At 43.0% G+C, this 25,981-nt stretch carries 25 protein-coding genes; 5 read left to right on the top strand and 20 right to left on the bottom strand.

The features are described 5' to 3' along the window. Positions 1-40: 40 nt before the first annotated feature. From ACJJIR_RS15560 to ACJJIR_RS15550, 3 genes are all read left to right on the top strand, one after another. Positions 41-1,066 carry a hypothetical protein gene (locus ACJJIR_RS15560; protein ID WP_444906039.1) on the top strand — a complete coding sequence of 342 codons (1,026 nt, stop codon included), beginning with the start codon at positions 41-43 and terminating at the stop codon, positions 1,064-1,066. Positions 1,067-1,324: 258 nt separating this feature from the next. Continuing rightward, entirely contained in the window at positions 1,325-2,344 is a 1,020-nt protein-coding gene (locus ACJJIR_RS15555; protein ID WP_444906038.1) for a hypothetical protein, read from the top strand. Positions 2,345-2,929: 585 nt separating this feature from the next. Beyond that, entirely contained in the window at positions 2,930-4,447 is a 1,518-nt protein-coding gene (locus ACJJIR_RS15550) for an MFS transporter (protein WP_444906037.1), read from the top strand. A gap of 458 nt (positions 4,448-4,905) precedes the next feature. On the opposite strand, the gene ACJJIR_RS15545 is transcribed toward ACJJIR_RS15550, so the two are convergent. The 5 genes from ACJJIR_RS15545 to ACJJIR_RS15525 all read right to left on the bottom strand — a co-directional run bounded on the left by ACJJIR_RS15545 (position 4,906) and on the right by ACJJIR_RS15525 (position 13,163). After that, positions 4,906-7,950: a thrombospondin type 3 repeat-containing protein gene (locus tag ACJJIR_RS15545; RefSeq protein ID WP_444906036.1), complete on the bottom strand. Its 3,045-nt coding sequence runs from the start codon at positions 7,948-7,950 to the stop codon at positions 4,906-4,908. A gap of 542 nt (positions 7,951-8,492) precedes the next feature. Then, positions 8,493-8,951 carry a GNAT family N-acetyltransferase gene (locus tag ACJJIR_RS15540; RefSeq protein WP_444906035.1) on the bottom strand — a complete coding sequence of 153 codons (459 nt, stop codon included), beginning with the start codon at positions 8,949-8,951 and terminating at the stop codon, positions 8,493-8,495. 224 nt (positions 8,952-9,175) lie between these two features. Next, a complete protein-coding gene (locus tag ACJJIR_RS15535) occupies positions 9,176-10,237 on the bottom strand; it encodes a HupE/UreJ family protein (protein ID WP_444906034.1) in 1,062 nt (353 codons plus the stop codon). Then, entirely contained in the window at positions 10,227-11,141 is a 915-nt protein-coding gene (locus ACJJIR_RS15530) for a peptidylprolyl isomerase (protein WP_444906033.1), read from the bottom strand. Before ACJJIR_RS15530 ends, ACJJIR_RS15535 begins: the two co-directional genes overlap by 11 nt. A 105-nt stretch (positions 11,142-11,246) precedes the next feature. Continuing rightward, positions 11,247-13,163 (bottom strand): DUF3604 domain-containing protein, encoded by a 1,917-nt coding sequence (locus tag ACJJIR_RS15525; RefSeq protein WP_444906032.1) that lies wholly within the window; start codon positions 13,161-13,163, stop codon positions 11,247-11,249. Positions 13,164-13,341: 178 nt separating this feature from the next. On the opposite strand from ACJJIR_RS15525, the gene ACJJIR_RS15520 reads away from it, so the two are divergent. Continuing rightward, entirely contained in the window at positions 13,342-14,385 is a 1,044-nt protein-coding gene (locus ACJJIR_RS15520; RefSeq protein WP_444906031.1) for an AraC family transcriptional regulator, read from the top strand. Between the two features lie 151 nt (positions 14,386-14,536). On the opposite strand, the gene ACJJIR_RS15515 is transcribed toward ACJJIR_RS15520, so the two are convergent. Further along, complete coding sequence (locus tag ACJJIR_RS15515) at positions 14,537-14,836, bottom strand: hypothetical protein (RefSeq protein ID WP_444906030.1); 300 nt, start codon at positions 14,834-14,836, stop codon at positions 14,537-14,539. A 1,433-nt stretch (positions 14,837-16,269) separates the two neighbouring features. Between ACJJIR_RS15515 and csrA the strand changes: the two genes are divergently transcribed. Then, on the top strand, positions 16,270-16,458 hold the full coding sequence (gene csrA, locus ACJJIR_RS15510) for a carbon storage regulator CsrA (protein ID WP_444906029.1): 189 nt from the start codon (positions 16,270-16,272) through the stop codon (positions 16,456-16,458). Positions 16,459-17,164: 706 nt separating this feature from the next. Here the strand turns inward: csrA and ACJJIR_RS15505 are convergent. The 14 genes from ACJJIR_RS15505 to ACJJIR_RS15440 form a co-directional block, all read right to left on the bottom strand. Further along, positions 17,165-17,584, bottom strand: coding sequence for a hypothetical protein (locus ACJJIR_RS15505; RefSeq protein WP_444906028.1), 420 nt, complete (start codon positions 17,582-17,584; stop codon positions 17,165-17,167). Between the two features lie 75 nt (positions 17,585-17,659). Beyond that, positions 17,660-18,493, bottom strand: coding sequence for a signal peptidase I (lepB, locus tag ACJJIR_RS15500; RefSeq protein WP_444906027.1), 834 nt, complete (start codon positions 18,491-18,493; stop codon positions 17,660-17,662). Positions 18,494-18,559: 66 nt separating this feature from the next. Further along, a complete protein-coding gene (locus tag ACJJIR_RS15495) occupies positions 18,560-18,919 on the bottom strand; it encodes a hypothetical protein (protein ID WP_444906026.1) in 360 nt (119 codons plus the stop codon). A 254-nt stretch (positions 18,920-19,173) separates the two neighbouring features. Further along, the gene (locus ACJJIR_RS15490) at positions 19,174-19,536 is read right to left on the bottom strand and encodes a hypothetical protein (RefSeq protein WP_444906025.1); all 363 of its coding nucleotides are present in this window, start codon (positions 19,534-19,536) and stop codon (positions 19,174-19,176) included. 127 nt (positions 19,537-19,663) lie between these two features. Beyond that, entirely contained in the window at positions 19,664-20,086 is a 423-nt protein-coding gene (locus ACJJIR_RS15485; protein ID WP_444906024.1) for an FxsA family protein, read from the bottom strand. A gap of 100 nt (positions 20,087-20,186) precedes the next feature. Then, positions 20,187-20,888, bottom strand: a complete 702-nt coding sequence (locus tag ACJJIR_RS15480; RefSeq protein ID WP_444906023.1) for a hypothetical protein — start codon at positions 20,886-20,888, stop codon at positions 20,187-20,189. A gap of 362 nt (positions 20,889-21,250) precedes the next feature. Further along, complete coding sequence (locus ACJJIR_RS15475; protein ID WP_444906022.1) at positions 21,251-21,469, bottom strand: hypothetical protein; 219 nt, start codon at positions 21,467-21,469, stop codon at positions 21,251-21,253. 905 nt (positions 21,470-22,374) lie between these two features. After that, the gene (locus ACJJIR_RS15470; RefSeq protein ID WP_444906021.1) at positions 22,375-22,620 is read right to left on the bottom strand and encodes a VF530 family protein; all 246 of its coding nucleotides are present in this window, start codon (positions 22,618-22,620) and stop codon (positions 22,375-22,377) included. A gap of 120 nt (positions 22,621-22,740) precedes the next feature. After that, complete coding sequence (locus ACJJIR_RS15465; protein WP_444906020.1) at positions 22,741-23,067, bottom strand: hypothetical protein; 327 nt, start codon at positions 23,065-23,067, stop codon at positions 22,741-22,743. Between the two features lie 124 nt (positions 23,068-23,191). Next, positions 23,192-23,527, bottom strand: a complete 336-nt coding sequence (locus tag ACJJIR_RS15460; protein ID WP_444906019.1) for a hypothetical protein — start codon at positions 23,525-23,527, stop codon at positions 23,192-23,194. Positions 23,528-23,620: 93 nt separating this feature from the next. Next, a complete protein-coding gene (locus ACJJIR_RS15455; protein WP_444906018.1) occupies positions 23,621-24,001 on the bottom strand; it encodes a hypothetical protein in 381 nt (126 codons plus the stop codon). A 94-nt stretch (positions 24,002-24,095) separates the two neighbouring features. Beyond that, the gene (locus ACJJIR_RS15450; RefSeq protein WP_444906017.1) at positions 24,096-24,524 is read right to left on the bottom strand and encodes an MAPEG family protein; all 429 of its coding nucleotides are present in this window, start codon (positions 24,522-24,524) and stop codon (positions 24,096-24,098) included. 527 nt (positions 24,525-25,051) lie between these two features. Further along, positions 25,052-25,423, bottom strand: coding sequence for a VOC family protein (locus ACJJIR_RS15445; RefSeq protein ID WP_444906016.1), 372 nt, complete (start codon positions 25,421-25,423; stop codon positions 25,052-25,054). A 151-nt stretch (positions 25,424-25,574) separates the two neighbouring features. Beyond that, positions 25,575-25,760: a hypothetical protein gene (locus ACJJIR_RS15440; protein WP_444906015.1), complete on the bottom strand. Its 186-nt coding sequence runs from the start codon at positions 25,758-25,760 to the stop codon at positions 25,575-25,577. Positions 25,761-25,981 lie beyond the last annotated feature (221 nt).

The raw sequence follows: 25,981 nt of genomic DNA, 5'->3' as shown, positions 1-25,981 counted from the left end.
TGTTTGGTGTGCTGGATTAATCATCTTTAAGGGGTATTAGATGACTAAGTACAGACCTCTCGGTGTGGGTGTCGCTTTACTACTCGTTGGAAACTTAGCTATTGCGACTGATAATACCTACGAACTTATTCAAATCGGTAATGGTAATACCGCATCGGCTGATCAGAGTGATTCCGCAGTAGTTGGTAGCACAATTATTCAAGTACAAATTGGTAATAACAATGATGCTATGGCAACACAAGAGGGAGTAACGGTCTCTAGCTCGATTGTTCAGTATCAGACGGGCGATACAAACGAAACAGATGCTGCGCAAGAAGGAACTGTTTTTACTAGCTCTATAATTAATCAAGTTGGAGTTAACAACTTTGGATCTTCGCTTCAGTTTAATGCAGAGGGGACGTCAAGTTCAATTTTGCAGGTTGGATCTGGCAACCTGGCGATGGTAGATCACCGTAATAGTGTTAATGATTATGCGAGAGTGGATCAGGTGGGGATCAATAATGATGGCTCTACATCGCAGAGAGATGGCTTCAGCAATACCGGTGTTATGATCCAGATTGGGGAAAATCTAACTTACCTGATCAATCAATTTATGGGGTCAGAGAATACAGCCGTAGGTTTTCAGTCAGGTAACCTTCTTAACTTAGCTATCGAGCAAAACTCAGCCTCAGCTTCAAATTCTATTGTGATGCAAGTAGGTGGAAACAACAATTTTGCTCAATCCTCACAAGAGAATGTGGGACATGACAGTTTTATACTCCAGAACGGCACTAGTCTTGAGGCGGTGCATGATCAGGTTGGTGATTTTAATACTGCATATACAGAGCAGTTTGGTGGAATTAATACTGCCGAAACCGCGCAGAGCGCAGGATTTAATACAGCTGAGACACTTCAATTTAGTGGCTTGTTAAATGAGTCCTTAATTGTACAGTTGGATGTACTTAATTCAGCCGTCGCTATCCAAACCGGAGCTAGCAACTCCACGCGTCTTAGCCAGACGACAATTGGAAATTTTGCTACTTCTGCTCAGTTTGGTGATAACAATACGGTGTTAGGGTTGCAATAGCCTTCCGTTATTTATCGATTGGCATTGTAAGGTCCTATTAATTTGGTTGAATGGTTGGAGTTACTTGTATGTCCAGTTGTCACTAGATGATTTTCTCTATCATTGAGTATTGTTAGTTTATGGCAATGATGTTTCTGAAAGTCCATGACTAGTCGCTTGTTTTTGTTGGCCTGTGTTTCATTTTGCAAACAGCTTTATCTTTTCATGCCACTTACGAGGCGTGAATTTTGGAGCTTTCATCTTAAGGGAGTATTAGTGATGAAAAGAAGTTCTCTTTTAACTGGTGTTTTATTTTCAATTGCCAGTGCAGCAGGGGTAGCAGTTGATAATACTTATCAACTCACTCAAATTGGGGATGGTAACACTGCATCTGGTGATCAGAGTGATGTTGCCGTAAACGGAAGCACAATTATACAGTTGCAAGTTGGTAATTCTAATCAAGCTGTGGCAATGCAGGAATCTTCAACAGAATTTAGCACGATAATTCAGCGGCAAGTAGGGAACAATCTGAATGCAGATTCAGTACAAATGGGGGCAGTTTCTACTGTCGCCATTGAAAACCAATTTGGGGAGGGAAGTTCTGCTAATTCCTTACAGGCTGATACAGAGGGTGACTATGTTTTTATCCTGCAGGAGGGAATGAGTCATGATGTTTCTATAATTCAGGCTGATAGTGCTAATGACTCAGCTAATGTGACCCAACTGGGGACATCAAATACTGGTTTTATCTCTCAAACAGACAGTTTCGGCAACATGGCGACTATGGTTCAAGTGGGTGAAGACTTAAACTTTTTAATGAGTCAGGATTCTGGTGCGGAAAACACTGCATTTGGTTTTCAAGCTGGCAATTCAATGACCATGTTTGTTATGCAGGACTCAGCATCTGCGTCACTCTCGGTTTCTACTCAAGTGGGGAATAATAACTTTACTGAGGTTGTTCAAGAAGGGCTAGGGCATGATAGTCTCATTTTGCAGAATGGTACTAGCCTTGAAGTGATACATGAACAAATTGGAGAGTTTAATTCAGCATATACTGAACAGTATGGTGGTCTTAATACTGCAGAAACGGCTCAAAGTAATGAATTCAACTCTGCAGAAACTCTGCAGTTAAGTGGTTTACTTAATGATTCTTTAATAGCACAGCTACAGGGGTTTAACACGGCAGTAGCTGTGCAAGATGGTGATACCAACCAGTTGCGTTTGAGTCAGACAACGGTTAATAACCTGGCCACTGCAGCTCAATTTGGGGATAATAATACAATACTCGGTTTGCAGTAGGTTTTACGCTCCATCTAGGTGGAGCGGTAACCATTATTTCTTTGTATAAATTTTTAGTAGTGATTCAAATAAATCAAATCAGCCAATCAATGTGTCAATGACTGCCGAGGGGTATTCAATGGCGCATTGCCTGGTTGAGCTTTTTTTAAGAACTCTGAATCTCAGAGTTTTCCAGTCTAACATTAGTGATAAAAGAAGTTTTGTGCGTCGAGAAGGCTTTAAAGCGTTAATAAACTTATTTGATAATGAGCAGTTTTAAGAATAAACCGCAGGTAAATAGACTGGTCAGTGCAAACCTGGTTACGTTCTGTGGGTAAGTGCGATCATTGTGGAGTTAATTCGTACTGTCGGTGATTATCTAAGGCACTTCACTGTTCACTAAAGTCCTTGCAGCCTTCAAGGGCTGAAAATAGTAGCTGCCTTATGGTATGTCTTTACCTACAAAAGCATCACGGACCGCCTTAGTCTAATGTAATAACAGACCATGCTTTCGAATCTTTCTTAATGCTGATATTCGATCACTTAGTTGTCATCACTTTATGCTAGTGTTCGCCATAATTCACTGGGGTATTTAAAGAAGTAGTTATGGAGAGAAATGAGCCCGATGGCACTCCAAATCCGTCATTGACTGAAAATGCGCGGTTCAGCGAACACCATTCGGCTGACTATTACATTGACGAAACTCCCGTTTGGTGTGATGGAACCTCGATTCCGCAGAATATTTTTACGCCAATGCAGTGGCGAATTTGGTGGCTTGCGACAGCTGGTAAATTTTTTGAGGGAATGATCGTCTTCATGACTGGGGTATCCCACATTTTAATTGCTAAAGAATTTGGTTTGACCGCCTTTAGTATGGGCTTTGTGACATCGGCGACATTGTTTGGAATTCTGGTTGGAGCGATAACCCTAGGAGGGCTCAGCGATCATTATGGCCGGCGGAAAATGTTCATCGCTGAGATGATCATGTTTATCTTTTTCCTGGTGATATTAACCTTCGCAGATTCTTATCTCGTGATTGTTATTTCATTATTTGGTCTGGGATTGGCGCTTGGATGTGATTATCCCACAGCTCACATGATGATCTCTGAAAGCATGGCATCGAGGATGCGGGGCAGGCTAGTTCTCGGAGCCTTTAGTTTTCAGGCTGTTGGAATTTTGGTGGGGACAGGTCTCGCATTTTTGGTCCTCTCTTGGTACCCCTCTCTGGAAGCTTGGCGGTATATGTATGCTGCGGCGATTGTTCCAGCGATTTTGATCACGATTGGTCGTTTCTATATTCCAGAGAGTGCGATGTGGCTTCTGGCTAAAGGTCGGATGCCTGAGGCGGAGAAATCTATCAGCCAACTGTTGAAAAGAGATCCTCCATACCCGTCCAGATTCTTATTGAAGAATGTTGCCACAGCGGAGACGAATGAGAAAAAGATAGGTGAACTATCGAGTATTAAGCATTTACTTCAGGATAAGAAATCTCGAAAAGCAATCAAACTCTCTTCTATTCCCTGGTTTTTGCAGGATTTGGGAACCTATGGCGTTGGTATCTTCACGCCAGTAATTTTAGCGAATGTGCTTGGATATGCGTCACCCCATGCACACTCCATTTCGGAATTAATCCATAACAAAGTCGAGGCGGCGAAAGGGGCAGCATTAATCGATGTAATGCTGGTAGTTGGCGTTATTCTAGCAATTATATTTGTGGATAGGGTGGGGCGTATCCGATTGCAAGTTCTTGGCTTCCTTGGTTGTGCACTCGGCCTTCTTATTGCCGCCTATGGAGAGTCTTTAAACACTAGCCAGCAGTTACCATTCATTTTCGGGGGGCTTATGTTGTTCAACTTGATGAATAATCTGGGGCCAAATTCTCAGACTTATCTAATCGCTGGGGAGGTATTCCCGACCCGCTATCGTGGTGCTGGTGCGGGATTGGCCGCATCCGTCTCAAAGTTCGGGGGTGTCGCAATCGCATTTTTTTTTCCAATTTTACTTAGCGACATTGGCGCAAGTATGTTGCTTAGTGCACTAGCGGTGACTTCCTTGATTGGCGCATTAATAACCTGGAGGTACCGGATAGAAATGACAGGGAAGTCACTTGATGACGTTGGCTAATCATTGAAAAAGCCATGGAGTTCCTCGTCAAGTATTTTACCTCCGAATCTATAGATACATCTGCATGCCATTGATAATGGCAAGCCCATATTTTCTAAAGTCTAATTGCAGCTGAAATGGTTTCTGAGAGGCGTTCGAGTAACTAAAAGTTTAACTGTCAATTATGGCTAAAAATAATCCGGATAATATATAGTTAACTTACTGGTTAGTAACTATAAGGCGCGCCGCTGTCAATTTGTTCAGCCCTATTTTGAATGTTTTAAAAAGTTTTATTTTTTAGGACCTTTGATTTTGTAATTTTTGGTGTGTGGGGATAGGTGGGGGTAAAAAAGTTCTTTGGCTTGCGTTCTTTATTTTTTTAAAGGTTGTAATTAATTTTCCTTATATGCTTTATTCCTTTCAATTTGATTGTAAATAAAAAGCCCCGGCGTACCGGGGCTTTTTATTTCTTCTTTTAGTTATGGCTGGCCCACAGCTTTTGAGCAGGCCAAGTAAACATCCAGTTGATTATTGGTAAAGCTCAATCCTTCCAGCGTTAATCTCACCTGATCAAAGTCGCTATTGGTGGTGACTAATAGCAGGCGGTGATTGCGTGCACCGTTGACTTTGAATGGGGCCAGACGATATCCGCTGGTGGACTCCCCAGTAGCTACTCCATCCAGGTAGGTGCTGATTGTGATGGTGTTGAGGTAGATGATATCCAGCAGTGGTGTGGTGTGCTCTACCAGGAAACCGACCACATGGCGTCCCTCTTTAACCGAGTGGTGGTTGATTTGAATATGGGTAGAGCCGCCCGCACCGCTAACAACTTCCATTCTGGCTGCATCAGATAGGACGCCGTTAAATACCCTTTCTACTGCAGTAATAGAACATCCATCACAGGGCTGTTCAATTCCGTAAGTCAGGTCTGCATCTACACCGTTAACGATCTCCAAGTCTTCAAACGCTGCACAGGACAGGCCTGATTCGAGATCGCAGGCATCGCCGATACCATCGTTATCAGAATCTTCCTGCCCGGGATTGTGAGTCTGGGGGCAATTATCGAGATCGTTTTCTACCTCGTCCCCATCCATGTCTGAATCGCATGCATCTCCCTCTCCATCACCATCGGTATCGGTTTGGTTTGGATTTGGAATCGCCGGGCAGTTGTCGACGGTATCATCAAGGCCGTCATCGTCGCGGTCGTTATCGCAGACGTCTCCGGCACCGTCGTTATCGCCGTCCTCTTGCCCTGGATTCGGAATCACTGGGCAGTTGTCGACGTCATCATTAACGCCGTCACCATCCAGGTCTTCGTCACAGGCATCCCCAATACCGTCACCGTCAGTATCAGTTTGGTCGTTTGGCGTTAGTGGACAGTTGTCATCGGTGTTGTCTATGCCGTCGCCATCGGCATCACTATCACATTCATCGCCGGTACCATCGCCATCCGTGTCTGATTGATCTGGGTTAGGGGTCGTCGGGCAATTATCTTCACCATCGTCGTGGCCATCGTTGTCGGTATCACTATCGTCATCACAGAGATCGCCGATGCCGTCGCCATCCTGATCGGCTTGGTCGCTATTTGGAATAGACGGGCAGTTATCGGAAGTATTGGGCACATTGTCGTCATCTTTATCACTGTCACAGACATCACCAATGCCGTCCTGATCGATATCGGACTGATCGCTGTTGGCAGTATCCGGGCAGTTATCGTAGGCGTTGTCTACTCCGTCGTTATCGTTGTCGCCGTCACAGGCATCGCCGATTCCATCGTTGTCACTGTCTTCCTGTAGTGTATTGCTGACGTAGGGGCAGTTATCGTCGTCATTAAAGATGCCGTCTCCATCGAGGTCTGGATCGCAGGCATCACCGACTGAATCCCCGTCGGTATCTGTTTGCTCACTATTGGATTCAGTGGGGCAGTTATCGGCTGTGTCATCGACACCGTCGTTGTCGTCGTCGCTATCACAGATATCGCCGCTGCCATCCCCGTCAGTATCGAGTTGGTCTGAGTTGGGTATTGATGGGCAATTGTCGGCATCGTTATCGGTGCCGTCTCCATCCAGGTCTTCGTCGCAGGCATCCCCGACACCATCTCCATCCTGATCTATTTGATCGGTGTTGGGGATGAGTACACAGTTGTCGACGCTGTCAGGTACCTGATCACCGTCGACATCGGTGTTGTCATCGCAGGCATCTCCGTAACCGTCACCATCTGTATCTGTTTGATCTGCGTTGGGTACCAGCGGGCAATTGTCATTTTCATTTTCAACGCCGTCATCATCGCGATCGCTGTCGCAGGCATCGCCGGTGCCGTCGCCGTCGGTATCGGTTTGATCATCGTTGGCAACGGCCGGACAGTTGTCATTACTATCGTCTATACCATCGCCGTCATCGTCGCTGTCACAGCTATCGCCTTGCCCGTCACCATCGATATCGCTTTGGTCTGAATTGGCGGTAGCAGGGCAGTTGTCATCGTCGTTATCAATACCGTCACCATCCTGGTCGCTATCACAGGCATCACCGACACCGTCTTCGTCGATATCACTTTGGTCGGTATTGCTATGGCTGGGGCAGTTGTCGACCTCATCATCGACAGAGTCATTGTCGTCGTCGCTGTCACAGGCGTCGCCAATGCCATCTCCGTCGTTATCGTCTTGGCTCGGGTTGTGGGTGGATGGGCAGTTGTCATCTTCGTTATCGATGCCGTCACTGTCCGCATCGTCATCACAGGCATCACCTATACCATCGCCATCCTGGTCGGTTTGTGAGGAGTTGGCTGCGGTTGGGCAGTTGTCGTCTTGATCGTCTACGCCGTCACCGTCGTCATCGCTGTCACAAGCATCGCCAATGCCGTCGCCGTCAAGGTCGGCTTGATCTGGGTTGGATACGGCTGGGCAGTTATCCTGGCCATCGTCGTGGCCGTCATTGTCAGTATCGCTATCTTCGTCACAGGCGTCGCCGATACCGTCATTGTCCTGATCTGATTGGTCTGGGTTGGCTACGTCCGGACAGTTATCCAAACTGTCGGTGTAATTGTCCCCGTCGCGGTCGTTGTCGCACACATCCCCGACGCCGTCGCCATCGATATCACCCTGCTCACTATTTGAATCAGCAGGGCAGTTGTCAGAATCGTTGGGGACATTGTCGCCATCCAGATCACTGTCACAGGCATTGCCTATGCCGTCGCTATCACTGTCGGCTTGGTCCGAATTTGGGGTTTGTGGGCAGTTGTCTGAAGTGTCTGGGTGGGAGTCGCCATCGTCATCAGTATCACAGGCATCACCGCTGCCGTCGCCATCTAAATCATCCTGGTCTGAATTACTAACACTCGGACAATTGTCATTATCATCATCGATACCGTCACCATCTGAGTCTGTGACGCCAGGGGGCGGGAGCAAGTCATCGGCGGCATCGCCCCGGCCTCCATCAGAACCGCAGGCACTTAAAAGCACCAATGAAAATAGTATCGCAATAAGCGAAGGTAGACGCATGGTCATAATCTCCCGAACAAAATCCATTTTTGTTATCTGTCGGACAAGCGCAGTAGACCTATAAAAAATACACCTGCAATAAATCATTTATGCTGGCGCACTTGGACTCCGGCTTATTTTTAGATAGATGTCATTATTTTGGTTGTGCGTATTTCTAATACTAAAGTTATGGCGCACAACCGTTTATGAGTGTGGTAACTATGCGTTCTTTCTAACTAAAAGTGTGATGAATAGCGAAATTTTGGCGGGATAATTTATGGGTGATAAAGCGTGTAATTAGTGAAGACAAATTTACGCCATAAAATATAACGGAATAGATAATTTGACAGCTTGATTTGCTGTTGCTCTTGACTCTTTCTAAAGTGGAATCTGATTCTGAGCCTGATTAAGCCGCTACTAAGATGGGGAATTACCCCGCCATTTCAAGTTGATTATAAATCTTGCAGGAAGGTATTTAGATCGAAGTATATTGGCTAAGGCTTCTTTAATAACACTCTTTGAAATCGCCTGATGTAAATCAGGTGAGCCAAAGGCATCGACATCACCTGGGTTTATAGGCTGTGAACTTTCTATTTAAGATTTAACTTCATTTCCATAAGTGCTGGTTGGAAGCCAACTTTTTCATAGGCTTTTATCGCTGAGCTATTTTGAGAGTAAACATCAAGATAAAAATCTTGAACTCCATTCTGTTTGCCCCATGCAATTAATTTTTCTATTAGCTTTGAGTTAATGCCCTTTCCTCGGTGCGCTGGTGATACATACATAAATCCCAGATAAGCATGCCGCTCATGATCAAGGGATATTTTTGAGCTTCGAATCTGGGCATATCCCGTTCCAATAACCTCACCTTCGATTTCAACTACCAGAAGATATGAGTCATCAGATAGTATCAACTTTTCCATATCATAATAGAATGCTGATTCAGCTTTAATGGATGAATTGTATGGCCTTTCGGCTTCGATAAGACACTGTTCCAGCTTAAGTAAATCAGGAAGGTCTTCTATAAGTGCTGTTCTAAAATTTAACATCTTTATTTTCAGTGGTGATAGATTTGGTCATGAAAACTGCTCCAACTCTACAAAGGCCTGTATCTGACTTTGGTGTGGGCTAACAAAGCTAGACAAATTTCTATTGAGTGGCGGTCAATTCATACTTGTATCTGGCCTCTACTGCAGGCCGTGATCTGTGTGATTGCGTGAGGATAGCAGATTGTAAGTCTTGAAGCAGCTTTTGTGATTCAAGCTTTGTTTGTTTAGGAAATTAGCCCAACGGTCCTTTCAATTGCCCAATACCCGCTGATTACTCCAACTGGATAAATAGCGTATTTTGATTGTGTTAGAAAGTGTTGATACAAAATTGAGATCTTCCAGTTCGAGAATATCCACTGAACTGTAGGTGATAAGAAAATCAAAACCAAAACAAATAATATCTGCCCCAGTTCTACACCTATATTAAAGCTAAATAATGCGGTGATTTTATGGCTGTGAGGAAGGCCTAATTCCGTTAGTGCACTGGCAAACCCAAACCCGTGAAGCAAACCGAAACCACTGGCAACAATCGCAGGGTAGCGTCGGGTTAAGCTCATTTTATTCTGTCCATTATGCGCGTATACAATTTCTGCTGCTAACAGCATAATGCTCAATGGGATCAACACTTCAACAACGTCTACTCTTATGGTGAATAAATCTAAACTTGCGAGTCCCAGGGTGAGGGAGTGGCCTAACGTAAATCCGCTAATCGCTATTAAAGTGCTTCTAAAATTTCTGGCGATAAAGACTAAACATAACACGAATAGTAAATGATCATAGCCCTCCAATATATGTAAGAAACCTGCTTCAATATATTGTTTGACACAATCCCAAATAGTTAGGCGGGAAGGTAAATTTATCTTTAAGACCTTGGGGCCATTAAAGAGATTAATAGTGTCACCGTCTGATTTTTCAAAATGAATTAAGCTCGATAAGGCTGGATTGGCAATGGGGTATGTGATTTTTATTGTTAGGGGATTATATAGCCTTGTAAAATTGTTTGGGTGGGGGTTCCTGCATAGGTAACTCTTCACGTTGGGTCCGGCAGGCCCTGTTATCTCTGGTTGTATTTGGCAGAATTCGCCCTTTAAATGTATCTCAGGTTCAGTGCCTGGCTGCATGATAGGCGGGATTTTCCATCGAAGGATATATCTACTTTCCGTGACTTCTTTTAACTCAATGTATATCGGTCTTCCGTCATGAGCAAAACTACAATTACTAATTGTTGTAAGTAACAATAAGAATAGAAGGGCTTTGATGATCTTGTAGGGATTTTTAGCGGGCATAGGTGATATCCACAGGTACATATGGTATCGAGGCATCCCTCTCTATTCTGTAGCCTGCCAACAGCTCTTGTATCCTAAGTTGTTTGTTTTCCTCCATTTTATTTCGTCGATAATCCTCAAGTACTAAGGGGGAGGCTTCTCTAAAGCTGGGTAGACGGCTTGTTTTGTTTTCACTAACCAAAATTAGATGTAGACCATACGGAGATTCAAATGGACCGGACCAGGTATTCAATTGTAGTTGAAAGATACTTTCTGCCAATTCATCGCCGAAGTGGCTGGCTACTAGATGGAGAGTACGATCTACATAATTCCGGTGAAAGATGAATCTGTCTCCGTAGAAGGCGGATTCCTCGAATGGAACTGACTGCTTTATTAAGTGGTTCAAGCTCTGTTTAACAGTCTTCTCTAACTTGTCCTTAGGATGACGTCTAAAATCAAAGAAAACATGAGTGAAGGTAATAGATGCTTCAATTCGATATTTTTCGTGATGAAGCTGGAAGTAGTTTTCCAAGTCTTCTTCACTAATGTCAGTGTTACTGGAAAAGCCACCATTTACATAGTCCAGCTTTTGAATAAGGCGCCGTCGTATAATCTGATCATGCTTCTGTAGGCCTAGATTAAGGGCTTCTCGGTAAAGTACTTCTTCTTTAATGTAATCATTAATCAGGTTGGACTTTTCTGGCGGAGGCAAGCCCTCCCAATAACGTCGTGCAAAATTTTGATCAAATGTTTTTTTCTGGAATTGAAGGTGCTCAATTAGTATGTCCTCGCTGATAAGCAAGGTGTCTTCATAGTTGGTTCCATTTTCCTCTATTAATAACTCTGCTACAATGAATAGTACTAAAGCGATAATAGAAAAGTGTACCAGAGGCTCCCTTTTCAGAATCTCTAATTTCCGCTGCATGAAGCTTCCTCCATTGAAACCTGCAGAGAGTATTGATATCAGTATGCAAGCTACTTTTTTAGATATGCTATTTGCTTGCTGTAGCGTCGAGGTATCCTATCGGTATCAGGGGGTATACCAAATTGGGGATGTATAAGCGCGCTCCTGGATAACAGCGGGTCCTTCAGAGGGTATCTGAATATTTCCGTTGTTAATTTCTTTTACGGCCACTGCATCGTAAAGTGAATGGCGAGGAGTAGGGATTTGTAATACCCGAACATAGTAAAATGCTCTTTCGTTTACATTAAAGCTTGGATCCTGCCACAAGGTCGATAACTCAATAGAACCAATATTGTTAGTGTATTGCCCCGTTTCTCGACTCACGGTATCACCCACTGGCTTTAACTGGCCTTGGTTATTAAGAGTGCGCTCCCCAGACCAAGCAACATTAATTACTTTCTCATGACTTTTTCCCGCTGCGTCCAACCAAGATTTTACCACCTGGATTTGATCCAGATTTGCTCCTTTGGGATCTTTTGTCGCGCGTATAAGTAGCTGAATTGGCTGGTCAGTTCCTTGTGGTTTGACTAAATCACCCCCCATAGGTACTCCATGGGAATAACCGAGTTCAGCAATATTTTCAGCATCGATAGCGTGTTTCGGAAAATTCCAGCCTGCAAAGACGCGCACCTGAATTCGAGGGCCTGTAGTGGCGTATACCTCACGGCGTTTAAATGCAGCGAAAAGGCTTTCTCTGGTATTTTCTTCTGCCCAAGCGGCGGCGAGTCCAGAAGCAGACATGTTCCAACCTGTAGCCTTGGTTCCGCCAATGACAGTGTTAGTTCGCTTGCTGCTTGGTACTGAGTCGTGGGCAAACTTGCCCCAAAAGTTGTTCTCCTCCGCAGTTGACATACCAGTGTGTGAATCTGTGGACCCTATGAACCCCAGCTTATAAGGGTTTACACCAATTTTTTTCTGTATTTCCAGCCCAGAACGCAAGGCCGATCGGACGAAGTCACCTTTGGCAACACGGTACGACTCTGGGTCAGCTTGTAGGTAAAATGGATAATTCTCAAAGTCGGCAAAAGGATCGTCCGGGGAAAGCGTTGAATGGGTTTCTGAGTCCCCTTTAATTTGCGTTATTTCAACCAGGGGCTCCCAGCGCATGCGTGTACGTGCATACTGGGTATCAATTGGCTCACCACGCAGAGTGGTTTCTGCAAACATATAGCCTTTGGATACATTGGAGTTGTGGGGAATCGCAATGAATTCACTGCCAGTTCGTTTAGATGTCTCATCTAACCAGTACCACAAATCTTCTGGGTACTGGCTCTGATCAGCCCCAAAAGGAAGATACTGCTTAGCTTTATCCGCCCCATCAGGGGAGACCACAACCCGGTGTAAGTTGGCCCCTGTTGGGGTTGAGCTCCATTCCCAGCCAATAAAACTGGTAAAGGTGCCTGGGTTGTTATGGCGCTCTGCAGCATCGACTATTGCGCTCCATGCACTTGTCCGGGTTTTATCCAAATCACCAAGAACCGGCTCTGGGAACTTGTTAGCCGGGTCCTGGACAGGGTCGGCGGGAGCTACTGTGTCGAGAGCCTTAGCGGGCAGTAACTCATTGAAAATATCCATACCTTCATTAATAGATACTTTATATCGGATATGCTGCTTGGCAAACCAGCGCATCATCGACTGGTATAAGGACATATCGCTGTCTAGCTCATCTGTCTTATTCACCACTGCCCTCATAACACCCAGCCCTTCAGCGTGATCTGAAACCACGAGAAAATCCAACGGGGTGTCTATACGTACTTTCGCATGAGTGTAGGGGTGAATAACCGGCTGTCCCTTGGCCCAGCGATAAGCAGTGTCTGGAGTTGCCGAATAATTTTGGCTTAAGAAGGCATCGAACGAATAGGAGGTATGAAGGTGCATATCTCCCCAGAAAACCTGTGTGGGCTCACTAGCAGCAACACCTAGGTGAGTGATGGATAATGTAACCCCTACCAGACGTGCTATTCTTTTTATGGGATTTTTCATATTTCCAATTACCAACGTCGGTTGGCTATCTTTTAGGTGACTAGATCCTCTTAACATGTCAGGATCGTTAGGATAATCTTGGTAAATAAGGAAGTGATTGATTAGATGCTAATCATTTGGCTTTTAGGTTTCTTTGCAAATAAAGCCAATCTCTTGACCAATTAGGACACACTTGTAGATGGCTGAGTATGGACACACGACCATTGCAACTTGGGTATTACCTATTATTGAGACCCTAAAACCATTCTGTTCTACCCAAGAAATTTTGCGGCGTGCAGAAATTGACCCCAAATGCATAGTGGATGCGAACCAGAGAATTCCTTTAGAGAATATGAAAAAACTATGGGGGCTCGCTGAATCCATATCAGGTGATGATTGTATCGGCCTGCAAGTCACTAAGTATGTGAGTCATACAAACCTTCATGCCCTGAGTTATGCCCACTTGGCCAGTAGCTCCATCAGGGAGAGTTTACTAAGATCTGCTCGATTCTCAGAAGTGGTTACCACCGCTATGCGAATCAATGTTCATGGTGAACAGAAACAAGTAGTAGTATCCTGGGAAAAGGTTGACAATTTCCCATATGATCCAAGTATTCATGCTATAGATGCCTTTATGGCTTTGTTAATAAAGTCCATCAGAAAGATATGCCCTGATGTACATGACCATTTGATTTCTATTAACCTGGAGAGGCCCAGACCTGCCACCCTTGAGAGCCATCAATTGATGTATAAGTGCCCAATTAACTTTTCGGCAGACATTTGTGAGATTAGATTTAAACAAGAGTTTGTTGATCGAAAGCTCTCTTCGGGAAACGATGAGCTGGTCAGGGTCAACGAGCAAGCCCTAATTAGTTACTTGGAGCGTTTGCAGAAGAATGACATAGTTAGTATGGCCAGTAGAGTGCTTGTTGATCTGATGGCTTCAGGTAATTTTTCACAAGAGATCGTGGCCAAGGAGCTTGGTATTAGTTGCCGTGGTTTGTATAGAAAACTAAAAGAAAGAGGTTCCAGCTATCAGACTGTGCTAGATGAAATACGCCAGTATCAGGCTATGCAGTATCTTAAGCAAAACGATACCCCGATCACGTCAATCGCCTACAAATTAGGATTCAGTGATACCAGTAGTTTTTCACGAAGCTTTAAGAAGTGGACAGGGCAATCTCCACGAGAGTTTCGGACTAAGCATAGTAGAGATACCTCAACAGAAATCTGTATAGATTAAGAGCGATTTAATATCACAACATGTGAGAATGCCCGGCAGCGCTAGCGTATATTGTCGAGTTCCTCATCATCAAATTGAAACCTCTCTATAATTGTTGCGACCTACCAGTTATAGGGGCTCTTATTTCTGACAGGAATTCTCTCGCTACCCATTAATTCCCCCCGCTTGCGGTCAAGTAAAATAGAAATAAAGCTGCAGCGAAATATAGGGGAACACGAATAATGCCTGCAATTCTATTTGGGCCCCACTCATCTTTAGCTATGGCCGTTTTGAACTCATTTAGAGTGAAGTAACAAAATGCGCAGCCAAGTAAAAAGGAGCCTGCCCGAGTATTAAAAATGGACAGATTTAGCATCTCAGGATTCAAAAACCGGATGGCCAGCAAGCCAAGCATTGCCAGTAGGGTGGTGAGGATAATAAATTCATTAATTCCAAATGCCTTCTTGCTCATAAAATACGATGTTCCAATTAGTGTGGACTAATAACTAAGGCAACTTGCCAGTGATGGGCTTTTCTTTGGGGGCTTAGCAGTTTGTTAAAGTAGTGCATGTCCTCGCAAGCTTGTATGGTTGCTCTAATTCGAACTTGATCTTAATGCCTCCACCGCGAGGGGATAGGTAGAGCCCCACCATTGGAGCCAATTCTAGACCAAGCAAAGGATTAATTGCAGCCTAAGTTCCCACACTAACCAACACACTTGGCAGTAGTAATGGAAGCTAGCAGTAGACAGGCGTACTCTACACAAACAAGCCAGGAATTCCATAGGAATTTATATCGGCTCACTGCCCTTGGATGAGCGGCACCAGAGTTGGTGTGCTTAAGTGATAAAAGCGCTAGTCGCTAACTGTTGTGCTACACCTGAATTACTCCGCAATCTCACCCCTAGCGAGTTAAATCGTGGCGCGGAGAGGGCTCTTCAGCAGGCGCTGTAGTGGTGAAATTAATTTCTTAGTATCAAGCACGGAGGTGAAAGTACGGGTTACCTTTCCCGGTTTTTTATGTTGGCTATTAAGGCACGGCTAACGGGCTCGATACACGTATATTTCGATTGGGCTTCACTTTCTGAGATACACTACGAACATTTAGAATTTATAGTTTCACCCTATGAGTGAAGTGAGTTCTTAGGGGGTGTCGCATCAAAAAGTCCAAACCCTAAAGGGTTATAAAATAACACCATTGCTATTCCTAATAGACTGATTACCTAAAATCCTCACAATATATTAAAAATACTAAGCAATTTTGACTGTAAGAAGAAGGGGGCTTGCGGTAAGTAGCAGTATTGAAGATCTATTCTTCTGAATTCTTTCGTGTGAGCCTAATGGAAGCATCAGCATAAGTGGCTAATTATATGCGTAACTCAGATTATTCAAATCGCTAAGTTAAAAAATATAGGCACAAAAATAATCTTATTGGATTTTATTAAGTTTGTTTTAGTGTCAAAGCTGCGTAAAATCAATGGATACTTATTGGTATTTTGGTCGGCGTTGAGCTGCCTTTTAAAAAATCTATCTACCAAAGAAGTTTAACCAAGTCAATAATTTTCTAAGAATCAGCCCGTCAAAGGAGAGCGGTATTGTGACGTAAAAGCAAGTAAAAGGCGCTGACCCGAGGTGGTGGAACACCAGGGGCCAGCTAACCAAATTGATAACCGAACTATCAAAATGGCTATATGGATCATACGCTAGAAACCCGCTCGTCTTCAATAAACTGGAGAGTATTGAGCAGTTTGGAGAGGTTCTCCAAGCTCTGGGAGCGTAGTGCCCGCCTTTTCTTCTTCTATGCCTACCGTTCTCGTGCACCACCTCATATATCCTCAAAAAGTTACTTATAAAGCCTTCCATTAAGGGCGGCCAACAAATGGTTTGAGCCTTAGAGGAAACAAATATGTTGGTCTTAAAGCGCCGGACGGGTCAAAATTTAAGGATTGGAGCAAATGTCTCAATTACCGTACTGGAAGTTAAAGGTAATCAAGTGAAGATAGGCATACTTGCTCCCAAATCCCTGCCCGTTCACCGTGAAGAAATATATATACGTGTACAAAAGGAGCGGGCAATTGGAAGAGGAGATCGTTGATAGCCCCGCTGTTGTTACGGATGTCCCAAAGCATCCATGTCAAAACCATGGTGAGGTAGCGGTTTTGATATAGGATGCCTTTGCTAGCGATCCCTATTTGCTGCATGTAATCGCTGGGTTAGTGTTGAACTCACCTACCAATATGCCATAGGTGCCCAATTTATGGGCCCCCAAGATTGTTCCAACTCAAATGAAGAGCTGCTCGACAGTATTGTTGAGTAGAGATTCATTATTGAGAGGGAGCTGCCCATCTCTGACCCGCACGATAGGCGGTGTGGGGGCTGGTAGCTAGAAACTACCGGACACCTGAGTTATGTTTTTTAGCTCTTTCATAAAGACTGAAGGCTATTAGATAACCTAGAGCCTGGATTACCCATACTTCAAAACCTAGAATAGTGTTGCCTATATCCAATAGCTCTTGAATGCCAAGATATATTGATACTGGCCACCAACACACAATCGCTATGGCAAATTCGATTTTATAATACCATTTCAAATATTCGTCACCATCACTTGCCGTCCCAGCGTGCAGAAAAAATAGATACCCGACTATAGATACGATGATTGTGAATATACTTCGCTTAACCCATTTCATTTGAGTGCCTAAGTAAACATACGCTTTGATTTGATGTTCACGTTAGCGCGTCCTGTGGGGCTATACTTTTCATGGTTGGATCGAACAAGACAAACTTATTAAGTATCTCGATTAGTGTTTGTAATTTGACCATTTGATAGTTGTATTTCTAATAACATTACATGATTTTAGTATTACCTTTTTAAATTCAAGTTTAGTATTAAGCTTGTCCTTAGCGCTTAGAGTAATCATAGTACTGTTATTAGACCATATCATGCCAGTATTCTGAAAAAGATAAGCCTTATCATCTAAGGCTATTAATTCTGCGGTAACACATCCTTCAGGGTACTTTCTATCAGCTATTTCACGTGCCTCAAGGATAGCAGAAGCATTAATCTCACTAGATGTATCAATTTTTAGATTTGCCCCCATAGTAACCACATTTAACTTTTGGGCTGGGATAAGTATTACTGGATTGTCATTAACTGTAATTGGATTTTGATTTAGTTGTATTGTTGCACCAAAAAATATTATTTTTAGAAAGGTTGACACGGATTTATCCTGTATACACAACGCTAAAATAACCGACGGCTCTAAGCCGTCTCGCTTGATTGTTTTATTAGGCCTTTACTTGAAGATATGCACGACCTCTCCAATTATGCGATTGCTGGTAACATAGCCCCAAAACCTGCTATCTGCTGAGTTGTCTCGGTTGTCACCCATGAAGAAATAGCTTTTCTCAGGTACTACAATTTCCTCCATATCACTAGCTGGACGCATTTTCATTCGTTGAATCAAATACGTGATACCATTCAAGTGCTGCTCATAGACTGCTAGATGATCTGTTTCGTATAGTAGATTTGTGGTTAATAAAGAGCCATTAATAGTAATGTCATTGCCTTTGATAGCAATCCTATCACCAGGTAGAGCGATCAATCTCTTGATAAAAGGAGTGTCCTTATGAGGCGGATAGAACGCATACAATTTTCCTCTCCGCATTAGATCTGTTGAAGTTATATTCCCGCTGGTTAAAGAAGCACCATACGTTCCATATGTGCGATAGCCTAACTTCTGAACAACGATGTAGTTTCCGTTATCTATTGTTGGTTGCATTGATGCGGAAGGAAAAAGAAAAGGCTCGTATAGGAAAGACCTAAATAGAAAGACTGTTGTAAAAAACGTAATATAGATGGCAGGGATGCCCCACCACTTGGAGTACCAACCCCGCTCACTAGAACTCTCAAAATTCTTTACAACAAAATACGCATGTATTGGGCAGATCAATGAAAAAATGGCCGCAAATAGAGTTTGATACTTCCAGTCAAGTATAGAAACAATACAAGAAAGAAGGACATAGAGCCAAAACAGTTTTGGCCTATTTAAGTACAGAAATGTGAACGCTTGTAGGACTACACCTAACAGTACCGCAATCCATGCCTTCGGTTTCCAATTGATATTCAAACTTTCTCCTTAGTTCCGTATGTCTAATACCACCAACGGTGGTTTTTGTTCCCATGTCTTGGCTTGTTAACAGCTGATGCGACGGGTATAGCCATCAGCTGCGATTGATTCTAATAGCGAATCTAGTGGCTCATACATGTGCCACCGATCCACCGACTGTTGTTGAGCTATGTGATCGATATTCAAGATCTCAAGATCTTCAACTCGATTACCCTTCCATAGCTTGCCCAATAGAGCTATAAGCAGTTCTTCAAGAGAGGATACCATTTCCTGCCAGCGAGGAAATGGCATGCAACATCTTGCCAATCTGGGAGATGTCCCCTTTTCTAACAATAGGTTTTCGCCATCTGGTTCATGTTCAGAGCCAGTCATATCGTGAGTGTGAATGATTTTTCCGATGTCATGGAGTGCTATCCTCATTCTCATTAACTCTCCTTAAACAGGTACCTCCATACCAGATAACCCGCTTAGAAGTAGATCGGCAGCTTCGCCTACAAGAGTAGCGTGCATTTAAAGGTGTTCTGGAGCACCTAAAGCCTTTCTAAGATCAAATGCGTTCTGTCTTGTTTCTAGCTCCATACTTCCTCTAGTCTGTTAACACAGAGTTAATGGGCCACGTTGCTGTGAAGCAGTGCTTTTCGCGGTCCAACCCACGTAGTGGGCGGCCATTGGACGTATTATTATACCTTTTGAGCACTAAACACACCTTGCCAACTAAGTAGCTTATAAATAGCCATTGCAACAAACAAAAAAAGATAGCCAAAGAATATAGTTGCTATAAACAAAAGTTCCATGAACTCAATGGCACTATTGATACTGATGCTTTCTTTACCTAACCATAAAAGTGGATTGATCAGGCTAAATATTTGAAACACACTTGCGATTACAGGAGAGAAAATCAAATATATATTTATCTCTTTGTCGCTCAGGCGATCAACTATGAAAAAACTGAATACTGCAAAGATAATATAGCCAATACCAGCCATCAGCATACCCACAAGTATTGCTGGTATTATCATAGCCAAGAATGGTAGCAATAACATACATTTCCAGTACTTTCTTTTATTCATGTTTAGGTATAACGCTACGCTTAATTATGTAGAAAAAATGGTGTGTTTTTTTGCTCTTTGCAAAAAATGATAGTTTTGTCGAGCCCGGTAAAGTGCATTGTTAAGGCTGTGCCTCCACTTTGGAAATCGCTTTATCTATACTGCGATTAATGAAAAAGCTAATTACAACGGGCAACACCATAACGATGCCAACTATATCAGAGATAACACCCGGAATAAAAATTAGGAAAAAAGCAATCCCATATCTGACCATAAATAAGAAGGGCCTTAGCTTTTCTAATTGCTCCGGTGATAAGTTGTGGCCTTTACCTTCAAATTGCTTGCTTAATTTCTTGCCAATGCTTTTGCTGGCCCTCTTGGATTGTTTGAATTCTGGATACTGTACATATAGAAACACCGCACCAATAGCAGTAGTAACAATATAAAGACCAATTAACGTGTAAAGCCCAAGTATTGAATGAAGCCACCCAATAACTGCCAACTCACTGACTCCAAGAATTATCAGAAACAAAAACCACTTCATAATTTTTCTGCTACCTTAGCGCTGCGAGCAGGAGCTAAAGAACTATACTGAATAGGAGGTTTTTGGTCTCTCTGGCTGGCTTTGTTAGGTGATTCCTCTGCTATATACATATGCTGTCTATTGCGTCTACATAAGTTAGTTTCTGAATTTTAGACTCTGAATCATGAGAGGTGGTGACGAGTATTTCTGATACACACCCACCACAAAATAACTCGCCAACCCCTATAAGGTAGCCATTCATAGTTTTCTCGACTGAATTTACGGAGCCTACACCAAATACTTTGCGATGCCAATCAGGGAGACCTTCAATACCAAGTCTTTCAAAGGCTGATATTACGTCGATGGCTTTCTCATAGCCAAGTATGCCGGCACTGAAATAGATTCCCTTGTATTGGTACTCCCAGTCCGTTTCTACTGGTCGGCAAGAAAGGCCACCACCTACAGGACTACATGAAGCAGACTTTATTTTTACCTGATGAGGTTCATCAGTTTCAGCCACGAATACAATAGACGTGGCTCCACTCATGATAGAGTTCGAGCACAATGATAGCCTTTTGTCGGACTTATTAATCCCGGTCAGGGCTGCTCGAATATCTTCTTCCCTATATGTGAACATACCCCTTCCGTCACCGATGATTTCTTCCACATCGAAATCAGCCCATTCTGGATCGTTTTTGAGTCGTTCTTTTTCCTCTTCAACCTCTTTCCTTGTTAGCGGAGAAGCGGGAATAAAAATAGTCTCTTTTTGCGCGGCACATCCAAAGATATTTAAAGCTAGAAATATGAGTAGTACTATTCGCATGTTCACCTTACGCTATTTGTAATGGACTGCCTTGTGGTTAAACCATGCATAACGTTGTCTATCCTGATAGGCGACCGTTGACAAACTCATTATGTGTTTGTACGACTCCCCTCAACTATTGTTAACCCAAAAAACGCTACATCAGCTAATTTAACTGCGAGCAAAAGTACGCTTTAACACGTCCAGCCCACAGAGCAATTTTGCCTTACTTTGTTAAATATTGCATATATTCAGCTGCGGTAATTCCGGCTGCAATACCAATAATTAATGGTAGTACTGAGTACTGTGCATAGTATAGGTCTATAGCTTGTACTCTAATACAATTTAGAGTCAAAATCAGGGCGGAAATAATTATACCAATATTAAAGACGGCGTATTTGGAAATGCCAACTTTTTTTTGCGAGAATCAAGCTCAGAATCCCAGAAAGAAATCCTTGAGCAAAGTAGCTTTTGAGGTTTAGAAAAATATCTAAATAGAGAGGCAGATCAAATACTTTTGGAGGGGCTATATAAAATGCCGACCACAGCATGGTCGCACCCATAACAACCACAAGTATTGAATGTTTTTTAAGCTTATCCATATGATATTTAATGACCTTCGTTTAGACAGCCGGATTGCAATACAGGCTGTCCTAGAGATGCCAAACATGGCGATAACAACGTTTTCTTATGTGTTTTTGACATATCCCCTGCTCAGAACCTTATTGAGTATTATTGTTGATAGCGCGAGGACGAATGACAAAGCTATGCCCCATGTAACCCAGAACGCCATGTATTGGAATCCGTGATTATTTGCATACAAATCTGGAGACGGATTCCTAGCCAGTTCTTCCATCATTTTTGCAGCATATATTTCGCCTAGCAAATGAATACTAACAGTACCCAGAACAATATATATCGAAATACAGATGCGGCTGTCTCTTTTATTCATGTTGCCTCGGGTTATAGGGAACGCCTAGAGCCCTGTGTCAAAACCAAAGTTAAGTGGCGTTTTTGATCTCGGGTACCTTTACTTGGTACGCCCAGCATGGGCGTGAACTAATGAGGTGGAAGCCTCCTGTATGAGGATCACCGTTTAATCGTTTCCATTAAATGCTAACTACTAGCGAATGGCAACCGCAATACCGCGAGGTCTTGTGGGGAGGAGGCCGCTAGAAAAATTACGAGCTGACGAATAGAAGCATCCTATAAGGCTTAGCCTGGAGGCGAGGTGGCCAAGCACACCGAAGCCGGGTGATCTAATGGGTAGAGTAAATGATGCAGTTGTGTAGTGAAAGTTCACGTTCTTATCTGGGGAGATCTGTTTAACTTGTTGCCGTGAAGCTGTCAGCGTGGCCGCTGATTCATAAATAGGACCAGCTAGCCACTATTGCGGATTGGCACGATGGGTAGCTTGGGAGCTGGTAGCTAAAACTACCGACATACCCGATTTATGCGCCTGTCCCTGCCTTGTCACAGAGACATCTATGTGGTTACCAAATAGTGCTTATTTACGATTAGCCCACGGAGAGTTATTTTCAAAAGTTGAGATATACAGATCTTCGACTTTATCTCGTGCCCACTGGGTTTTGCGTAAAAACTTGAGCGAAGACTTAATTGATGGGTCGCTCTTAAAGCAATTGATATTGATCCTATCTGCCAAACCATCCCAGCCATAATGCTCCTGCAAACGTGTAACAACTTTCTCAAGAGTAATACCGTGTAGCAGATTATTTGGTTGTTCTTTACTCATTTTATACTCTATGTTTAATTACGCATAATGCCGTGAATATGGACTGATGAAGCTGGCACGTAATCACAAATAAAATTAGGTGACAGGCTTGCCAGTCCTTTCTCTAAACTTTTTGTGTGTTTAAAGCCCTTTGATGATTATAACTGATATACTAATAAACATGGCTATAAGTAATATAGAGATACATTGTTTGAATCTTTGATTACTTCGCTTTGTTAACTTTTGAGTAAAGGTGGTATCTGTTTCGATAGCATCTTTTAATAGAATGTTTGAGCTAGATTGCAATAGTTCACCTATCTTGTCAGCTTCCTCTGGGCTAATTTCAGCCTTCGATGACATTTCAGATATCCTCTGGTGAATCGATGAGAGCTCATTGTATTCAGCCTTGTTGATTTTACCTGACTGAAAAAACTCTTCCTGCTTTTCTCTCAGTGTAGTTACATCCACGATTCTTCCTTAAGCATAACGCCTTGCACAGGTGCCGCTAGAATGGAGCCGCTTTGTGCTAGCGTAGCGTACAGCACAAAGCGAACGGAGTATAGGTGGTGGGACTCAGCAACTTGTTAAAAGCTTACTGGGACCAGTAACCCAATATATGGTATTTGCCGGACTCTTCAGGTTTTAAACGAACGCCAAGAGCTCTAAAGCCAGGGCAGATAATAAGAGCATGATTGCTAGCGCTACCATCACCTATTGGTTGTTTGGCATCGCCTTCTAGAATGTTGAGGGTGCATGACGAAGCAATATTTCGCTGCTTATTGAATTCTGACTGTGTACTGTTTCCGGTGTGAACGAAGCTATCTGTACTCCCTGATTCTAATAGTGATCTGACCGCTATTGAAACTGCCTGATATGATAAGGCACTAGAAGATAGAGCAAACAAAATAAATGCTGCGATAGTTTTCATAACTTTTAACGCTTTGCACACAGGCGAACGGAACGACGTGTACCGAGTCCAGCCTGTATCCTTTGTGGGCGATTGTGCCACAATTTGTAAGTACTATTTAACAGCATTGATCTGAACTACCGTGACATTAGCAATGCGACCACCGCGCCACCAAGTCCCTTTTGTACCATTCTTAAGCCTTTTATGGTGATATTCACGGCGCTCTTCACTTAATATCCACATATTGGCAAAGCCTTCATTAGGAATATTACCCGGAGTAGTATCTCTTATGACTCTGCCATCTTCATCAAGAATCTCTGGCCAGATCATGTGTATACCTTCAACTTGCGGATCATCCCCGTCATATAGAAAATCCACTCTCATTCCTTGACCCGGCTTGACATTTTTATTCTCTTCAGATAGGTCTATCTTGTACTTGACTACAAAATCTGGATTTCTTCCAGATCTTTCTTCATAAGGTATATGTGCTTTCATATAAGGCGCTATCATGAAGTTGTAGGGCGCCGTAGGCGTCCCGGGCAGCTTGCTATCGAATGCCGACGTCTTGTTATGCCCACCACTGGTTTTATTACATAAACGTGGTTCGCACAGCGTTCACTGTTAAGGCTAATAATGGAATGTTTGATAGAGCAAATATTAAAAACCTGATTTCAACTTTGTTGAAGGTTGCTTGCACAATACTATGAATTACTCGAATACCGACATACGTCCATGCCAGAATAAAATTTATGCCATCTCCTGCGCCAAGGACTGCAAGTGATATTGCCAAAGCATAGAAAATAGTTGGTTGCTCCATGAGATGATTATAATTATCAGCTTTCCAGCGAATATGGGGAGGCAGGGTTGACATTTGCTCTCCGCGAGGAGCATTCGGATCAAGCTTTAATTTAGCTTTCTTTACTGCAGGCAATCGTGTTGCGTACATCCACAACCACATAACCATAGACCAAGCTATCAAGGCAATTACAGGCTGAATTATTTGGGCACTTTCAATCATCCGTTGATTCCTTTTTATTATTTATTGAAGTTAGAGAGCTGAACAGAGCATAATGACCGCAACAGGAGCGTTAGTCGTCCCGCGTAAGGCTGGAGGCCTGGAACAAACTGATCGGCCATTGTTTTAATGGCTATTTTTTCGGTGGAACTCTTGTCGATACAACTTGGATTTCATTCTCGAAATATACTCTCGGATCGGTATCATTCAAGAATATAAAAGATTCGGGTTTAATACTAGGCTCAATAGCACGGGATTCTTCACGCGAGAGAATTAGAGACTTTTAGGATCCACCCATATCTCCTTATAAGTTCCTTCGCAGGTTTCAAGATACCACACATTTCTCCGTGGGTCTCCTTTTTAAAGGGGTTGTCTTGAGGGGAATTCCCTGTTTACTTAGAATATTTGATCCATTTTTTCTCTAAATCTAGTTCTAGAATGCAACCTCTCGTAGCAACATTTCCGTCTACAAGAATATACGTCCAATAGGCCCAGCCAGCATTGGTCGACTAATGTCCTTGGTATGTGTTTTACTCATTAATTACACAAAACCCATTACCAAAAGGATCTGAGCAATATGCAATAGTACCCCAGTCACCTCTTGCTCCTCCTTCATGCTTTCCGCCTAGTTTAACAATTCGCTTAACTATTTCATCTACGTTTCCAGTTAGAAAGTCAATATGAACGGGGGTCCAATGACGAGAATAATTTCGCTCAGCTGTCTCGGTGGGGGCTGCTGCTGATTCAACCTCTTTCTCTTGTAGATAAATATCACAGTTCTCTACTGAAATTACTGACATTCCAGCTTGATCCCTTAGCTTTTTACAACCAAGAGCTTTAATATAAAAATCCTCAGCTTGTTTAATGTTAGAAACATCAATACTTATAGAGAGCTTTATCAAAATATATCCTCTTTTATTGATTTATGATAAATGACAGCTACAACAGGGACGACCAATACTGAATACGTTTGTGCAAAAATGGGAGCGCAGCGACCAGCACATAACTGCTTGTGCTTGCTAGGCTGATGCACTCTAAACGGATCAGAAAAAGTTACGCCTCTACTTTAAATAAAATGGGAATTCTATGCAGCCCTTCACTTGGATTTGGCAGCCATGTAGATAGGTAATAATTTGAATGCTTTGCCAAGCATTCTGCATAAGCGCGTAATTCTTTAGGATTAATGTCCTCTGGTTTAGCATCAATCAATCTTCCATTCTTCGCAATAGTGAGAACCATTACAAAGCTGCCTTCAATATTTAGCTCTCCTTAATACTCCACATGAGGCGTGCAAAAACCGATCGAAGTAGCTGTAGCAGTGGAGATCTCTGTTAAGAGGATGGCCAGCAACATTACTTTAAATATATTGTGAATCATCAAATAAGTCCAACGCCTTGCTAATGAGCAGCCGAAGTAACGCGCAGGCTATCCTGTGGAGGCCGCGCTTTTCGCGGTCGGAA

It is taken from the genome of Microbulbifer maximicatervae (SeqCode), from assembly GCF_052467385.1.
This window is presented reverse-complemented; position numbering and strand designations above follow the sequence as displayed.

What these genes read in the sequence shown, in the direction of transcription:
- ACJJIR_RS15560 (WP_444906039.1), top strand. Translation starts at nt 41, where the DNA reads ATGACTAAGTACAGACCTCTCGGTGTGGGTGTCGCTTTACTACTCGTT.
- ACJJIR_RS15555 (WP_444906038.1), top strand. Translation starts at nt 1,325, where the DNA reads ATGAAAAGAAGTTCTCTTTTAACTGGTGTTTTATTTTCAATTGCCAGT.
- ACJJIR_RS15550 (WP_444906037.1), top strand. Translation starts at nt 2,930, where the DNA reads ATGGAGAGAAATGAGCCCGATGGCACTCCAAATCCGTCATTGACTGAA.
- ACJJIR_RS15545 (WP_444906036.1), bottom strand. Translation starts at nt 7,950, where the DNA reads ATGGATTTTGTTCGGGAGATTATGACCATGCGTCTACCTTCGCTTATT.
- ACJJIR_RS15540 (WP_444906035.1), bottom strand. Translation starts at nt 8,951, where the DNA reads ATGTTAAATTTTAGAACAGCACTTATAGAAGACCTTCCTGATTTACTT.
- ACJJIR_RS15535 (WP_444906034.1), bottom strand. Translation starts at nt 10,237, where the DNA reads ATGCCCGCTAAAAATCCCTACAAGATCATCAAAGCCCTTCTATTCTTA.
- ACJJIR_RS15530 (WP_444906033.1), bottom strand. Translation starts at nt 11,141, where the DNA reads ATGCAGCGGAAATTAGAGATTCTGAAAAGGGAGCCTCTGGTACACTTT.
- ACJJIR_RS15525 (WP_444906032.1), bottom strand. Translation starts at nt 13,163, where the DNA reads ATGAAAAATCCCATAAAAAGAATAGCACGTCTGGTAGGGGTTACATTA.
- ACJJIR_RS15520 (WP_444906031.1), top strand. Translation starts at nt 13,342, where the DNA reads ATGGCTGAGTATGGACACACGACCATTGCAACTTGGGTATTACCTATT.
- ACJJIR_RS15515 (WP_444906030.1), bottom strand. Translation starts at nt 14,836, where the DNA reads ATGAGCAAGAAGGCATTTGGAATTAATGAATTTATTATCCTCACCACC.
- csrA (WP_444906029.1), top strand. Translation starts at nt 16,270, where the DNA reads ATGTTGGTCTTAAAGCGCCGGACGGGTCAAAATTTAAGGATTGGAGCA.
- ACJJIR_RS15495 (WP_444906026.1), bottom strand. Translation starts at nt 18,919, where the DNA reads ATGAGAATGAGGATAGCACTCCATGACATCGGAAAAATCATTCACACT.
- ACJJIR_RS15490 (WP_444906025.1), bottom strand. Translation starts at nt 19,536, where the DNA reads ATGTTATTGCTACCATTCTTGGCTATGATAATACCAGCAATACTTGTG.
- ACJJIR_RS15485 (WP_444906024.1), bottom strand. Translation starts at nt 20,086, where the DNA reads ATGAAGTGGTTTTTGTTTCTGATAATTCTTGGAGTCAGTGAGTTGGCA.
- ACJJIR_RS15480 (WP_444906023.1), bottom strand. Translation starts at nt 20,888, where the DNA reads ATGCGAATAGTACTACTCATATTTCTAGCTTTAAATATCTTTGGATGT.
- ACJJIR_RS15475 (WP_444906022.1), bottom strand. Translation starts at nt 21,469, where the DNA reads ATGGATAAGCTTAAAAAACATTCAATACTTGTGGTTGTTATGGGTGCG.
- ACJJIR_RS15470 (WP_444906021.1), bottom strand. Translation starts at nt 22,620, where the DNA reads ATGAGTAAAGAACAACCAAATAATCTGCTACACGGTATTACTCTTGAG.
- ACJJIR_RS15460 (WP_444906019.1), bottom strand. Translation starts at nt 23,527, where the DNA reads ATGAAAACTATCGCAGCATTTATTTTGTTTGCTCTATCTTCTAGTGCC.
- ACJJIR_RS15455 (WP_444906018.1), bottom strand. Translation starts at nt 24,001, where the DNA reads ATGAAAGCACATATACCTTATGAAGAAAGATCTGGAAGAAATCCAGAT.
- ACJJIR_RS15450 (WP_444906017.1), bottom strand. Translation starts at nt 24,524, where the DNA reads ATGATTGAAAGTGCCCAAATAATTCAGCCTGTAATTGCCTTGATAGCT.
- ACJJIR_RS15440 (WP_444906015.1), bottom strand. Translation starts at nt 25,760, where the DNA reads ATGGTTCTCACTATTGCGAAGAATGGAAGATTGATTGATGCTAAACCA.